Here is a 14,467-nt window from a genome sequence, read left to right as displayed (position 1 = left end):
TGGCACCCGAAGCATGTCTTGTCTTAAAGATGGATGTGTTGGTGTATTGTACGGGAAACAATTAACAAACAAAATAAACTTTGGATGCCTATGAAGTATCAAATTTATTCGTTACACAATTATCGTAAAATTCCACAGATTGATCGTTTAAGTGAGGATGATTTAAGGAATATAGATGTGGTCGGTCATGTGCTTCCTTTTAAAACGAACAACTATGTCGTAAACGAACTTATTGACTGGGATAATTTGCATGAAGACCCCATCTTTATTCTGAATTTTCCGCAAAGGGATATGCTCAAACCGGAAGATTTTAAAAAAATGGCATCGGTTCTTGACCGGACAAATGACAAGGTAGAAATAAAAAAGACTGCTAATGAGATACGCCATAAATTAAATCCTCATCCGGCGGGTCAGGTTCATAATGTTCCGGAATTAAACGGTCAAAAGTTGCCAGGGATACAACACAAGTACGATGAAACAATGTTGTTCTTCCCGACACAGGGACAAACATGCCATGCCTACTGTACTTTTTGCTTCCGCTGGCCTCAATTTACAGGCATGGACGATCTGAAGTTTGCCATGAATCAGATCGATTATGTTATCGAGTATCTAAAAATACATCCCGAAATTACAGATATATTGTTTACCGGTGGCGACCCCATGGTAATGAAAGCTTCTATTCTAGATCAGTATATATCTAGGTTACTGGAAGCCGATATTCCTCATCTTCAAAATATTCGCATAGGAAGCAAATCTCTTACTTTTTGGCCCTACCGTTATCTGACAGATAGTGATGCGGATGATATACTTCGTGTTTTTGAGAAGGTTACTAAAGCAGGAAAATCATTAGCCTTTATGGCTCATTTTAATCATTATAGGGAATTGGAAACAGAAGCGGTAGCAAAAGCCATTTCCCGTATACGTAATACCGGTGCTCAAATCAGGACCCAGTCACCCTTATTGAACCATATAAATGCCAATGGCGAGGTATGGAGTACCATGTGGAAGAAACAGGTGAATATGGGTTTGATTCCCTACTATATGTTTGTGGCACGGGATACTGGTGCACAAGAGTATTTTGGGGTATCTCTTGCACGAGCCTGGGATATTTTTAGAAGTGCTTATACCAAAGTTAGCGGTATCTGTCGCACTGTAAGAGGTCCTAGCATGTCTTGCACGCCCGGTAAAGTAAGGATTATAGGTGTAAGCGAAGTTAAAGGAGAAAAAGTATTTGTTTGTGAATTTATTCAAGGACGAAACAGTGACTGGGTTGGACGTCCCTTCTTTGCCAAATATGATCCCCGGGCCCTTTGGATGGATGACCTAAAACCGGCATTTGGACAAGAGGAATTTTTCTTTGAAGAGGATTTGGCCAGAATGCTGCTGTAATTCTGGTTTTGGTAATAAAAATGTTTGGCAGCTACCTCAAAATGAAGTTATAAAATTTAGTAATATATTTTGGAGTCTATCGCTTTAGGGAGAATTAGGCCAAGCATGAAGTAGGGTTTCTTAATAATAGGTTTGATAAGTTAATTAAATAATCGATTAATAAAATGCTCCGGTTTTTCCGGAGCTTTTTTTGTTGTACTTTTGACCATTTATTTCTCAACAGCCATAATGAATTACAGATGAAGGAAAAGAAACGTACAGCCAAAATAGTTCAACTGCTGATAAAAATTCTTATTAGTGCCGCTGTATTGTGGTATATATTTACAAAAATTGATCTTGTCGAGATTGGTCAGGCCATGTCGAAAGCAAATATAGGGTTGTTGTTGGTTACGTTATTTATATATATTATTTCTCAGGTTGCATCGTCATACCGGCTTAATATTTTGTTTCGCCTAATTCCTGTTGAACTGAATGAATTTACCAATTTGAAACTTTATTGGTTGGGATTATTTTATAATTTGTTTTTACCGGGTGGGGTTGGTGGTGATGGTTTTAAGATATATTTACTGAATCATTATTCAAAAGTGCCAGTAAAGAGGTCTGTCGGTGCTATTTTTGCCGACAGGTTGTCGGGCTTAACCATAATCGTAACATTTATTTTGGCGTTGTTATTTTTTATAGATTATTCTTTCCCTTATAAGTCGTTTGTTCTAGTTACTATTCCGCTTCCTGTAATTGTTTTTTATGTGTTTATGAAATGGGTTTTGCCTCATTTTATTAAAGCATTTTCCTCAATAACGCTTTGGTCTGTATTTGTACAATCGGTACAAATGATGTCCGTGATATGTATTTTATACGCATTAGGGATTAAGGAGCTTTATCGATATGATGAATATCTTTTTTTGTTTTTTTTATCGTCGGTAATGGCATCGGTTCCTGTGACACTAGGAGGAATTGGGGCCAGGGAATTTACCTTTTTAATGGGTGCAGAATATTTGGATTTGCAGCCCGATATGGCCATAGCCATAAGTTTGTTGTTTTTCATAGTGTCGGTAATAACAGCCATACCGGGAGTACTTTTTGCCATTAAACCCCGAAGGATTTTGTTAAAGCGTTAGAGGTTAAGCACCTCAAGCTTGGGATAAATTTCTGCTCTGAATTTTTGGAGGAGCCTGGTTGAGGCTTCTTTTAAAGCATAGTCGTAACTGCCTGGTCGCATGCCCTTAACCCCTGTTATGGTTTCGCTGAAAATTTCTATACCTGATTTTCTTTCCGTAATAGATAAATGGAGATCTGCATAAACAAGATAAACTTCATAGCCATAACCCTTTTTTACTTCACCTTTTTTGAAGATAATGGAAGCTTCGACGATATAAGATGCTGATTCGGGGCTTCGTGTAAAATTAAAAAATGTATCATTTAAATCGGCTTTAAGATTATTGGCAAAGGGTTGATTGATTTCATGTTGACCAAAAACCTTTTCAGTGGCAGCGAACCATGCGGTAGATTTTTGTAGTTCTATATCGAATGAAGCCTCGGGGGTAATTGTATTGGGGATGAAAAATCTGACTAAAGGGCTATTAATATTTTCTTCCTGTAACAAGGCCGATTGGTCGAAACAGACAGTAACCTTTTGTTTTTTTAAGGAAGAGTTTAGCTTTTGGATATAGCTCTCTACAAAACCTTCGGGATTTGAAACCGCTTTTTCCTGTAGAACTCCTTGACCTTGTATGAATTGAAATTTAACAGGGAAGTTTTTCACAGGGACTTTTTGGCCTGTTGGCGCAAAAAATTGAATTTGTGCTATAAGAGGTTTTTCCATTGTTTTGGAGAAGGCAACCTGGTAAACCGGGTTAAGGGGGGTGATGGAAATTTTAGAAAATAGTTGCCTTAAATCATTCATAATATCGGTGCCAAAATTTATGTTACCGTCGATGGATCGATAAGTCAAATCATCCTTGAGGTGATTTTCCAAGGCTTCAATAGCTTTAAAATAAGCGGTCAAAGCCGCAGTTATTTCCAGATTGTTAACATGTTGCCGAGCTTCTATCAGATAAGATGCGGCCTTTTTTTTCGCCATTTCCAGGTCAAGTTGTTTGAGCCTATGGTATTGTTCTTTGTTCAGGCGCATCATCACCCAGTATTCCTTTTTGTTTTCCCATGTTTGTACTTCATATCCGGTAAGGTTTTCTTCGGCCGAAGTAGCAATTCTCGATTCAAAGGTTTCTTTAAAATCGTAGTTGTTTTCAAACTGATGCAGCAGAGAGTTGGATGAAACAGTTACTTCAATTTCAGAGACCAGTTCTCGTAAAGCTTCGGCACGTGCTTTTTTTGCATAATCCAATCCCGAAGCGTCTGTTTTATAGGCCATGCCTATTCCTATATAATATTGGGTTTCGGAAGGGCGTTTTTTAACCCATTTGGGTTTGCCGGCTTCTGCCGATATAGAGATAATAGCCAGCATGGAGGTTAAAATGATGAAGTAGAATTTGGTCATATTATCAATTAGTTTTTTTGATTTTTTAACAACAATTGTTCCACAATAGGAAATATTATATCCATTTCAAATCCTTTTGAAACGGCATTTCTTATCAGCGCAGCTTTTACTTTATTGAATTCTGTGTTTTTTAATTGTTCCTTTTTTTTCTTCAAAAGTGAGGAAAGTGTTTTTTTATACTCATCCTCATCAATTTGCGCAAGTGCATGGTCAATGTTTTCGTTTGAAATTCCTTTTTGTTTCAACTGCCATCTGATTTTTTCTCTACCCCAATTATTAAAACGAAATTTATCTCGAACGTAAGATGTTGCAAATCTGGATTCATCGATAAATTTTTCCTGAACCAGAAGGTCTAATATTTTTTCCTGGTCATCAGGAAGGACATTCCATTTTTGAAGTTTTTTTCGGATATCAAAGCAACATTGCTCTTGTCGGGAGCAAAGCGATGATGCTTTGTTGAGTGCAGTTTTGAAATCCATAAAAAGGTGTTTGTTAAAAGAATCACTAAAGTAGTTATTTTCCCAATTATTTCCGATTATCAATTCTTTGAAAGGGGAAAAAAGAACAATAATTGTATTGTTTTAGTAATATTTGTCCTCGGATTTGAGAATGAAGTTTATTTCATATAATGGAATGATTAAAAAATTTTGTGGGGATATTACACAAACATCATTTTTGTCAGGAGTACCCTTAGAGGGTTGTAACTTGATTATAAATTTGCTATTTGGATTGTATTAAGGTATAGAAAAAGCCGTTGAATTTTTCTGGAATTAATATGAGTTGCAGTTTCTTTTGAGAATAAATTTAGCTCATCTAATAAATTTCTTTTGCAATGTTATATACGCTTTGTGTAGCCATCATTGTATAAAAATGTATTAAATGAAACCCATTTTGAAGTAGTTCTTTGCATTGCATGATGGCCCATTGTGTACCTACAATAGTTGTTTCTTCGTTGTTTTTACATTTACGAAGTTCATGAGCAAGGGGTTCCGGGATTTCGGTATGAAAAACTTTGGGTAAAATATTGAGTTGATTTTTTAAATTAATGGGTTTAATACCAGGAACAATAGGAACCGTAATTCCGGCTTCGCGACATTTTTTTACAAAGGAAAAGAATTTTTCGTTGTCGAAGAACATTTGCGTAATAACATATTCAGCGCCTGCTTCCACTTTTTGCTTTAACCAATAGATGTCTGCTTCAAGGTTTGGGGCATCTGCATGTTTTTCAGGGTATCCGGCAACGCCATAGCTAAAAGGTGTTGCAAAAGGTTCCATAAGCGTTCCATCGAGAAAACGACCACTATTAAGGTCGTTTACCTGATGGATGAGGTCAATAGCATAGGCATTTTCTTCTTTTTTTTCGTCATTAACAAACTCATGCCGCGAGGAATTATCACCACGAAGCAAAAGCAAATCATGAATGCCGAGAAAATTCAAGTCAATTAAAGCATATTCTGTTTCACTTTTGGAAAAGCCACGGCATATCATATGAGGTACAACCGGAATTTGATATTTGTTTTGAATGGAAGCTGCAACAGCTACGGTGCCCGGTCTTTTTCGGTAAACTCTTCGTTCGATTATCCCTTTATCATTTTTTTTGTAGACAATTTCATCCCGGTGCGTAGTGATGTTAATATAAAGAGGACTAAATTCCTTTAATCGGTCAATAGTATTGAATACCCTCTGAATGCTGTTCCCTTTTAGCGGGGGTAACAGTTCGAACGAGAATGAAGGTTTATTGGTGTTTCGTATTAATTCTGCAACTGTTGTCATTAGTTTTGGAATAAAGTTTTTCTACCTTTTGCCTGTGTACTTCAGGTTTTGAAATTTTTATACATTCTCTTTTGTAACAACCCTATGTTGTTGTGTTCGTTTAATCCGCCAAATTGGTTGGAATCCATTTTACTACATCTTCGGGTTTAAAACCTTTACGTTTAGCCAAATCTTCAACCTGGTCGCTTTTTATCTTTCCCACTCCAAAGTAAAACGATTCAGGGTGGGCAAGGTAAAGGCCACTAACAGAGGCGTTAGGATACATGCTAAAATGTTCGGTGAGGTAAATGCCGGCATTTTTTTCGACGTCCATTAATTCGAACAGTGTTTTCTTTTCACTATGGTCGGGGCATGCGGGATAACCCAATGCAGGTCTGATACCTCTGTAACGTTCGCGAATCAAATCGTCGTAGTTGAACTTTTCATCGGGATTATAACCCCAAAATTCTTTTCTTACCCGGAAATGCATTAATTCGGCAAACGCTTCGGCCAACCTGTCGGCAAGTGATTTCAATAAGATGGCATTGTAATCATCTTGTTGCTCCTCGAAATGTTTTATCCAGAATTCAATTCCTTCACCGGCAGTAACAGCAAACCCGCCAATATAGTCCTTTACTCCTGACGATTTGGGCGCAACAAAGTCAGCCAGGGAATAATAAGTTTCCTTTCCTTTCTTTTTTTGTTGTTCTCTCATAAAATGAAAAGTTGCAATGACTTCTTGCCGGGATTCATCTTTATAAACTTCAATGTCATCCCCTATACTGTTTGCCGGGAATAGTCCGATTACACCATTGGCTTTCAACATTTTTTCATTGTGAATGCGTTGCAGCATGTTTTGTGCATCACGCCAGAGTTTTATAGCTTCTTGCGCTTTTTCCCGCGAGATGTCAGAAGTAAAATTTTCGAGCCATTTTTGTTCAGAGATTTTGTCAGTAACATTTTCTATACCACGATAATTCCCGGTTAATCGCCAGGCCTGGAAGAAAAAGGTCCAGTCGATAAAAGGGATTATTTCATTAATGGGATAATCCTTGAAAGTATGAATGCCTAAAAGGTTAGGTTTTTTGATAGGTGCTTGTTTCCAGTCGGTTGTCCACTTTTTGCTGCGTGCTTCTTCCAGCGAAAAGTATTCTTTTATTTTTTTGTTTTGATTGGCCAACCGAAGATTTTCGTATTCCTTTTCCACTGATTGGATATAATTTTGTCTCTCTTTTTCGGAGAGTAAAGCACCTACGACCTGGGCACTCATCGATGCGTCTTTGACGTAAATAACGGGCCCATTATAAAAAGGGTCTATTTTAACTGCAGTATGAACTTTTGACGTTGTTGCTCCGCCGATAAGGAGCGGCTGTTTCATTTTTCTCTGCTCCATTTCCTTGGCCACATTGCTCATTTCTTCCAGTGAAGGTGTGATTAAGCCGCTTAACCCAATGATATCCACATCTTGTTTAATGGCTTCGCTCAGTATTTTCTCTGCCGGGACCATTACTCCCAGGTCAATAACATCATAGTTGTTGCAGGCTAAAATAACGCCAACAATGTTTTTTCCTATGTCATGGACATCGCCTTTGACCGTAGCCATTAAAATTTTAGCTTTTTTTGACGGTCCTTTATTCGAATCCCTTTTTTCTTGTTCTATGTAAGGTTGGAGCCACGCTACGGCTTTTTTCATAACCCTGGCTGTTTTAACGACTTGAGGCAAGAACATTTTTCCGGAACCGAAAAGTTCCCCGACGATGTTCATTCCATCCATTAGTGGTTTTTCAATTATATCGAGGGCATAATCATATTTTTCCAGGGCTTCTTTCAAATCTTCTTCTAGAAAATCGGGAATGCCTTTGATGAGGCTATGATGGAGGCGTTCTTCTAAAGGCTTTTCACGCCAGGCATTTTTTTGTGACAGGTTCTCTTCTTTTCCGGTATTTTTAAGTTTTTCAGCTGCATCGATTAACCGCTCAGTGGCATCGGGTCGCCGGTTAAGAACCACATCTTCAACCAAGGTTAATAACTCAGGTTGTATTTGATCATAGATTTGTAACATTCCCGGGTTAACAATCCCCATGTCCATTCCCGCATTGATGGCGTGATACAGGAATACTGAGTGGATGGCTTCACGAACGATATTGTTCCCTCTAAAAGAGAATGATAGGTTGCTTACTCCACCACTGACTTTCGCATAGGGCAGATTTTGTTTGATCCATTTTGTAGCCTTAATATAATCAACAGCATAGTTGTTATGTTCTTCAATGCCAGTACCAATGGCTAATATATTGGGGTCGAAAATAATATCTTCAGGGGGGAAATTTATTTTTTGGGTTAAGAGACGGTATGCTCTTTCACATATTTCTATTCGTCGTTCAAATGTATCTGCCTGACCTTTTTCATCAAAGGCCATGACGACTACTGCGGCACCATATTGTTTGATTTTTTTTGCTTGCTGTAAAAAAATGTCTTCACCTTCTTTCAGACTAATTGAATTGACAATGGCTTTTCCCTGAAGGCATTTTAGCCCCGCTTCCAGTACTTCCCATTTAGAAGAGTCTACCATAATGGGCAGAGATGCAATATCGGGTTCAGATGTCATGAGGTTTAGAAATGTTACCATTTCTTTCTTTGCATCGAGCATGGCGTCGTCCATGTTGACATCGATAATTTGTGCTCCACCTTGTACTTGGTCATGAGCAATGGCCAGGGCTTCTTCATATTTTTCTTCGCGGATAAGTCTTGCAAATTTTTTAGACCCGGCCACATTGGTTCGTTCACCAATGTTTACAAAATTGGTATTTTCGTCAATGATAAGCGGGTCCAATCCACTTAACCGTGTTTTTCGTTCTATCTGAGGCGGAATATGCGGTTTCGCATCGTTTATGTATTGTCCAAATCTTTTAATATGTTCAGGTGTAGTACCGCAACACCCTCCAATGATATTTACCAGTCCATTTTTTAGATATTCAAAAATTTTGGGGGCCATTTCATCCGGCGTTTCGTCATATTCTCCAAATTGATTGGGCAAGCCGGCATTGGGGTAAGCACTAATGTACAATGGGGATATTTCTCCTAATCGCTTAACATAAGAACGCAAATCTTCCGCTCCGAAAGAACAATTAAGACCAATTGAAAATAAAGGAAAATGAGAAACAGAAATTAGGAAAGCTTCTAAAGTTTGTCCTGAAAGTGTCCTGCCGCTTGCATCTGCCACAGTAACCGAAACCATTACAGGAAAATCGTCTAAATTTCTTTTTTGTAGCTCTCTTGTAATTCCGAAGAGTGCTGCTTTGGCATTTAATGTGTCAAAAATAGTTTCAAGTAACAAGATGTCAACACCACCATCGAGTAGACCAGACGCTTGTTCAGCATAAACTTCTACCAAATCATCAAAAGAAACGGCTCTATATCCTGGATTGTTAACATCGGGGCTTAATGAGGCGGTTTTGTTAGTGGGCCCAAGTGAACCGGCTACAAACCGCGGTTTGTCGGCAGTGGAATATTGTTGAACAATTTTTGAAGCTAAAGAAGCCGATTGTTTGTTGAGTTCATAAACAGTATCCTCTAATTTGTAATCAGACTGAGAGATACGATTAGAGTTGAAGGTATTGGTTTCGATAATATCTGCTCCGGCTTCAAGATATTGCTTATGTATATGGGTAATAATATCAGGACGTGTTAAAGTTAACAGATCGTTGTTTCCTTTCAGTGGAATGGAATGATTTTTAAATTTTTCCCCTCTGAAATCTTCTTCTGTAAGTTTATATTGCTGAATAAGGCTACCCATAGCACCATCGAGCAGCAAGACCCTTTCTCGTACTAGTCTCTTTAATGACTCTGTTTTATTCATAATTTTCAAATATAGTTTGTAAGGGTGTCAACACTATTATTGTACGAAACGAGAAAAATAAACCATTGGTTCAATCTTGTTTAATTTTCCCCAAAAACAACAATTGACAAAAAACTAAATAATAATGTTCTAATAATATCCCTTAAATTTTGATTGTCAAATAAATATTGACTGTATGATGTTTTTTGTTGACAAAACGGGAATGCTATTAAAACAATTTTAATTTAAGCAGTTAGATGGCAAAGTTAACGAAATATGTGGTAACGTCATTAGTTGGCCAAGAAGGTTTGTGCGGTCAAAAGAACAAACATCGTGAGGGAGTATTCAAAAAGGTATATGCGTTATGATTTATAAGAGCAAAGCAATTGAGATCGCTGTGGTTGAAGCTATCAGAAGTGTAAAAATTAAAAACCTTGAAGAACTTATGTTAGGATTAAATTTTTATTGTCTGCCTCTAAGTTTATTTATTTCATTTAGGTGTTGACGGGCTATTCTTTTTTCTTTTTCGAGGACGCGCTGGCGGTGTGCTTCAAACTCTTTTTCCAAATCGGCATATTTTTCCTGCATTTGCTTTGTAACATAATTACTTCTTTTGAACAGTAGAAAAAGGAAAGCACCTGCCAAAAGGAGAATAATAACCAAACTCCACATGATTGCATTATATTTTCCTTTTTGTATTTCCATTCCCAGAAAAGGAATACTGTTTTTGGAACGGATAGTTTGGTCCAATTCGTCCTGAGTATTTATAAGATCTTGGGTTACAGAAGAAATATGTTGATTGAGCGAATCAATCTTAATGCCTAGTTGAGCTATTTCGTTTTGAAGAGCACTGATCGAGTCCAATACGTTACTTTTTAATTTATAAAGCCATGCTGTTTTAACTACCCGATATTCTTGGTATTTACTTGATTTATTAATTGTATAATCAAACTGGCCCTCAATATTTCCTTGGTCTAGGGATGCCTCTTCATTATTGTTTTGTGCCAAAGCCCAATTTATTCCAACAATTGAAAAAATGACAAGAAAGATAATATGGTATTGTATTTTTTTCATAATCAGATATGTCCGTTTTAAAGCTATTGACTTTTAGTTTGTGTATATACAGTGGTTGTAACGACAAAGTGTTTATAAATATTGTGATTAAGCTGCAAAATTGTTTACACAAAAATAAAAAACCAATTGGGATTATGAGCATTTAATAAGAAAAATAAAGGCTATCCCTTTAATTGGACAGCCTTTAATTATTTTATTCAAAACAAAAACTAATCAAGAGATCCAATCATTTTTGATGGGTCAACCCATTTATCAAACTCCTCTTCAGAAAGGTACCCTAGCTGTAAAGCCGCTTCTTTCAAAGTTGTTCCTTCTTTATGAGCTTTTTTGGCGATTTCTGCGGCCTTGTAATAACCGATGTGGGGATTGAGAGCCGTAACCAACATCAGAGAGTTGTCAAGGTGCATTTTAATCCGTTTGTGATTGGGTTTGATGCCAATCACACATTTATCATTGAAAGCGACACAGGCATCTCCTAAAAGTTCAGCACTTTGTAGAAAATTGTATATCATTACCGGTTTAAATACATTTAATTCAAGATGTCCGTTTGAACCGGCAAAAGAGATGGTGGTATCATTCCCCATAACTTGAGCGCACACCATTGTCATGGCTTCGGCCTGGGTAGGATTAACTTTTCCGGGCATAATGGAAGAGCCGGGTTCATTTTCGGGGATTAAAATTTCACCGATTCCGGATCGAGGTCCGGAAGCCATAAGACGGATATCATTGGCAATTTTCATTAAGCTAACGGCAATTTGTTTGAGCGCACCATGACTTTCAACGATGGCATCGTGAGCCGCCAACGCTTCAAATTTATTTTCTGCGGTTTTAAAGGGTAATCCGGTAAATTTAGCAATGTAACTGGCTACAGTAATGTCGAATCCTTTAGGTGTGTTTAGTCCGGTTCCTACAGCGGTTCCGCCCAGTGCCAATTCCGACAGATGGTCTAAAGTAGCTTTTAAGGCTTTAAGTCCATGACTTAACTGTGATGCATAACCTGAAAATTCTTGGCCCAAGGTAAGAGGTGTAGCGTCCATCATATGGGTTCTGCCTATTTTAACCACCTCTTTCATTTCTTCGGCTTTAGCCTGAAGCGTATCACGTAGTTTTTCGATTCCGGGAATCGTTTTTTCTACCAACATTTTGTAGGCAGCAATATGCATTGCCGTAGGGAAGGTATCATTGGATGATTGTGATTTATTAACATCATCATTTGGATGAATCGGCCTTTCACCTTCACCAAGTTTTCCGCCATTCAAAACATGAGCTCTGTTGGCAATTACTTCGTTACAGTTCATGTTTGACTGAGTTCCACTGCCGGTTTGCCAAACTACAAGTGGGAATTGATCATCCAGTTTGCCTTCGATAATTTCATCACATACTTTGGCAATTAAATCCCTTTTTTCAGTGGGGAGAACGCCATGCTCTTCGTTAGCGAAAGCAGCAGCTTTTTTTAGATACCCGAAAGCTCTGATAACTTGTATAGGCATAGAAGCAGCTGGCCCAATGGGGAAATTCATTACTGAACGCTGGGTTTGTGCGGCCCAATATTTATCGGCCGGAACTTTTACTTCACCCATGGTGTCTTTTTCGATGCGGTATTCCATTTTTATTTTTTTTAGTGGTTGATACGATTAATCTTTTTTGAAAATATCTTCTCCTCCAAATTGCATCAGGTAAGCCTTGATAAACTCGTCAATTTCGCCATCAAGAACAGCCTGTACATTGGATGTTTCATAATTGGTTCGAAGGTCTTTGACCATTTTGTAAGGTTGAAGAACATATGATCGGATTTGTGAACCCCATTCTATCTTTTTTTTCTGGGCTTCAATTTTATTTTGTTCTTCCTGTTTTTTACGGAGTTCTATTTCATAAAGTTGAGATTTAAGGATCCGTAAAGCATTTTCTTTATTACCGCCCTGTGAGCGTGATTCGGTATTTTCAATGACAATACCGGTAGGGGCATGTCTTAACCTTACACCGGTTTCGACTTTGTTTACATTTTGCCCGCCTGCTCCGCTCGAACGGAAAGTCTCCCATGTAATATCAGCAGGGTTAATTTCCACTTCAATAGTGTCATCGATCAGGGGAATCACAAAAACTGAGGTGAAAGAAGTCATGCGTTTATTGGCCGCATTAAAAGGGGATAATCTGACAAGGCGATGAACACCATTTTCACTTTTGAGATAGCCATAGGCATAATCCCCTTCAAATTGAAGCGTTACGGTTTTAATTCCGGCTTCGTCGCCTTCCAGAAAGTTGGTTTCTGTTATTTTATAGCCATGACGCTCACCCCATCTGATGTACATGCGCATTAACATTTCTGCCCAGTCTTGGCTCTCAGTCCCCCCAGCCCCTGCATTAATTTTTAGGATAGCTCCTAATTTGTCTTCTTCTTTGCGGAGCATATTCCTCAGTTCCAAGTTCTCGACCAGTTTGACTGCTGTTTCGTATTGTTTCATCACATCAGACTCGTCAGCTTCGCCTTCTTTGAGAAATTCTAAAAGAACTGAGGTTTCTTCAATAGCATTTTTAATCTCTTCGTAAGCAGAAACCCAGCTTTTAAGTTCTTTGATTTTTTTCATTTTTTGCTCCGCTGTTTTGGGATCATCCCAAAAGTCAGGTGCCTGGGTTCTTAACTCTTCCTCTTCTATTTCTATTTTTTTCCGGTCAATGTCAAAGATACCTCCTTAACGCGATCTCGCGTCCGGTAAGTTCTTTTATCATTTCAGCTGTCACCATAGCATTATGTCTTATTGGTTATTGTACAAAGGTAACAATTTAATTTGCGATAATACCGTAAAATATCAGATTAAAGACAAAATTCTTTAATTGTGGATTTGAAACAAAAAAAGCGAACCAGTATTAAACAGTTCGCTTTTATGGGTGAAAGACCGGATTCGAACCGGCGACCTCCAGAGCCACAATCTGGCGCTCTAACCAGCTGAGCTACAATCACCGTTTTATGTGGCTGCAAAGGTAAAAAATTTTTCCATTAGTTTTGCAAATGTTTTTCAAAAAATGCGACTATTATTGCAGTGCAGCTTAAAGATAAATTTTAAAGTTATTGTAAATGAAGTTTTTTCCGCAAAATGAAAAAATAGAACTTCAAATTGATGATCTTTTAAGGAAGATTCGTCATTTGAAGAATGGTGAGACCTCTGAGTTGATGAGTAAGTCAGGAGTAAATTATAAACTAAATTTTGGTGTTTCCATTATTCATCTAAGAAAGCTGGCAGAGTCCGTCGAACCCAGTAATGACCTGGCTCAAAGGTTGTGGTACAGGGGAATTAGAGAAACCATGATTATTGCCACGATGGTGGCGGATGTAGAAACCTTGGATTTGCAGGAGTTGGAGGAATGGGGAAGGATGCTGAATACAATTGAACTGGCAGAGCAAATGGGAAGAAATCTACTTGCCAAGGCTACCCTATCTGAAACTGTTCTGATTGATTGGACTCGTAAGGAAAACCTATTTCAGTGCTATGCTTCTGTTATGGCCATAGGGTGGAGGTTAAGATTTAACGGCTCGTCAGGGTTTAAACAATTGGAGGCAATTCTTCCTGTTTTTCGAGAATTGATTAAAGAAAAGGTTATGTTTAGAGCCGTGAGTTTTGCAATGAAAATGGCCGGGCGATTTTGTGATGATTATTTGGATTTGGTCAAAAAAACTATTGATGAATGGCTCAATAATGGAATTGAGAATGAGAGAATAGTTGCCAAAGAGGTAAGAGCTGAGTTGGATGCTTTTGGCTTATTGTAGAATAAATATGGCCATTTAGATTTGTTGCAACCAGAGAACGATGGATATGGCAAGAAGGGCATTAGATTCATTGATTGAAGGAAAGATGTCATCGGTCCGAAAAGGTAGATTTTTATTTCAGTTTAGGTAGATTATACAAAATAATTAACTTTGGTGG

The 14,467-nt window shown here is 38.0% G+C and carries 10 protein-coding genes and 1 tRNA gene; 3 read left to right on the top strand and 8 right to left on the bottom strand.

All coding sequences use genetic code 11. The annotated features are described in order from the left end of the window. Positions 1-90 precede the first annotated feature (90 nt). Complete coding sequence (locus BM130_RS00685; RefSeq protein ID WP_029626521.1) at positions 91-1,389, top strand: KamA family radical SAM protein; 1,299 nt, start codon at positions 91-93, stop codon at positions 1,387-1,389. Between the two features lie 239 nt (positions 1,390-1,628). Then, positions 1,629-2,507: a lysylphosphatidylglycerol synthase transmembrane domain-containing protein gene (locus tag BM130_RS00680; protein WP_254771971.1), complete on the top strand. Its 879-nt coding sequence runs from the start codon at positions 1,629-1,631 to the stop codon at positions 2,505-2,507. On the opposite strand, the gene BM130_RS00675 is transcribed toward BM130_RS00680, so the two are convergent. The 8 genes from BM130_RS00675 to BM130_RS00640 all read right to left on the bottom strand — a co-directional run bounded on the left by BM130_RS00675 (position 2,504) and on the right by BM130_RS00640 (position 13,507). Continuing rightward, positions 2,504-3,886 (bottom strand): LPP20 family lipoprotein, encoded by a 1,383-nt coding sequence (locus BM130_RS00675; protein WP_010526955.1) that lies wholly within the window; start codon positions 3,884-3,886, stop codon positions 2,504-2,506. The two genes, BM130_RS00680 and BM130_RS00675, sit on opposite strands and share 4 nt — an antisense overlap. An 8-nt stretch (positions 3,887-3,894) precedes the next feature. Beyond that, positions 3,895-4,365, bottom strand: a complete 471-nt coding sequence (locus BM130_RS00670; protein WP_010526956.1) for a regulatory protein RecX — start codon at positions 4,363-4,365, stop codon at positions 3,895-3,897. A 334-nt stretch (positions 4,366-4,699) separates the two neighbouring features. After that, positions 4,700-5,659: a methylenetetrahydrofolate reductase [NAD(P)H] gene (gene metF / locus BM130_RS00665; RefSeq protein WP_010526957.1), complete on the bottom strand. Its 960-nt coding sequence runs from the start codon at positions 5,657-5,659 to the stop codon at positions 4,700-4,702. Between the two features lie 100 nt (positions 5,660-5,759). Next, positions 5,760-9,494: a methionine synthase gene (gene metH, locus BM130_RS00660; RefSeq protein WP_074964213.1), complete on the bottom strand. Its 3,735-nt coding sequence runs from the start codon at positions 9,492-9,494 to the stop codon at positions 5,760-5,762. A 441-nt stretch (positions 9,495-9,935) separates the two neighbouring features. Then, positions 9,936-10,547, bottom strand: a complete 612-nt coding sequence (locus BM130_RS00655; RefSeq protein ID WP_010526959.1) for a hypothetical protein — start codon at positions 10,545-10,547, stop codon at positions 9,936-9,938. Positions 10,548-10,756: 209 nt separating this feature from the next. After that, positions 10,757-12,154 carry a class II fumarate hydratase gene (gene fumC / locus BM130_RS00650; protein WP_010526960.1) on the bottom strand — a complete coding sequence of 466 codons (1,398 nt, stop codon included), beginning with the start codon at positions 12,152-12,154 and terminating at the stop codon, positions 10,757-10,759. 27 nt (positions 12,155-12,181) lie between these two features. Beyond that, a protein-coding gene (gene prfB / locus BM130_RS00645) for a peptide chain release factor 2 (protein WP_138956854.1) occupies positions 12,182-13,289 on the bottom strand; the annotation gives its coding sequence in 2 pieces (ribosomal slippage) (positions 12,182-13,225 and positions 13,227-13,289; 1,107 coding nt in all). Positions 13,290-13,431: 142 nt separating this feature from the next. Continuing rightward, positions 13,432-13,507: transfer RNA gene (locus tag BM130_RS00640), tRNA-His, on the bottom strand. Positions 13,508-13,620: 113 nt separating this feature from the next. Here BM130_RS00640 and BM130_RS00635 point away from each other — a divergent pair. Further along, positions 13,621-14,310, top strand: coding sequence for a DNA alkylation repair protein (locus tag BM130_RS00635; RefSeq protein ID WP_010526962.1), 690 nt, complete (start codon positions 13,621-13,623; stop codon positions 14,308-14,310). Positions 14,311-14,467: the final 157 nt, after the last annotated feature.

This window comes from Thermophagus xiamenensis (assembly GCF_900112795.1).
In the GTDB taxonomy this organism is placed as follows: Bacteria; Bacteroidota; Bacteroidia; order Bacteroidales; family Marinilabiliaceae; genus Thermophagus; species Thermophagus xiamenensis.
This window is presented reverse-complemented; position numbering and strand designations above follow the sequence as displayed.

What these genes read in the sequence shown, in the direction of transcription:
- BM130_RS00685 (WP_029626521.1), top strand. Translation starts at nt 91, where the DNA reads ATGAAGTATCAAATTTATTCGTTACACAATTATCGTAAAATTCCACAG.
- BM130_RS00680 (WP_254771971.1), top strand. Translation starts at nt 1,629, where the DNA reads ATGAAGGAAAAGAAACGTACAGCCAAAATAGTTCAACTGCTGATAAAA.
- BM130_RS00675 (WP_010526955.1), bottom strand. Translation starts at nt 3,886, where the DNA reads ATGACCAAATTCTACTTCATCATTTTAACCTCCATGCTGGCTATTATC.
- BM130_RS00670 (WP_010526956.1), bottom strand. Translation starts at nt 4,365, where the DNA reads ATGGATTTCAAAACTGCACTCAACAAAGCATCATCGCTTTGCTCCCGA.
- metF (WP_010526957.1), bottom strand. Translation starts at nt 5,659, where the DNA reads ATGACAACAGTTGCAGAATTAATACGAAACACCAATAAACCTTCATTC.
- metH (WP_074964213.1), bottom strand. Translation starts at nt 9,494, where the DNA reads ATGAATAAAACAGAGTCATTAAAGAGACTAGTACGAGAAAGGGTCTTG.
- BM130_RS00655 (WP_010526959.1), bottom strand. Translation starts at nt 10,547, where the DNA reads ATGAAAAAAATACAATACCATATTATCTTTCTTGTCATTTTTTCAATT.
- fumC (WP_010526960.1), bottom strand. Translation starts at nt 12,154, where the DNA reads ATGGAATACCGCATCGAAAAAGACACCATGGGTGAAGTAAAAGTTCCG.
- BM130_RS00635 (WP_010526962.1), top strand. Translation starts at nt 13,621, where the DNA reads ATGAAGTTTTTTCCGCAAAATGAAAAAATAGAACTTCAAATTGATGAT.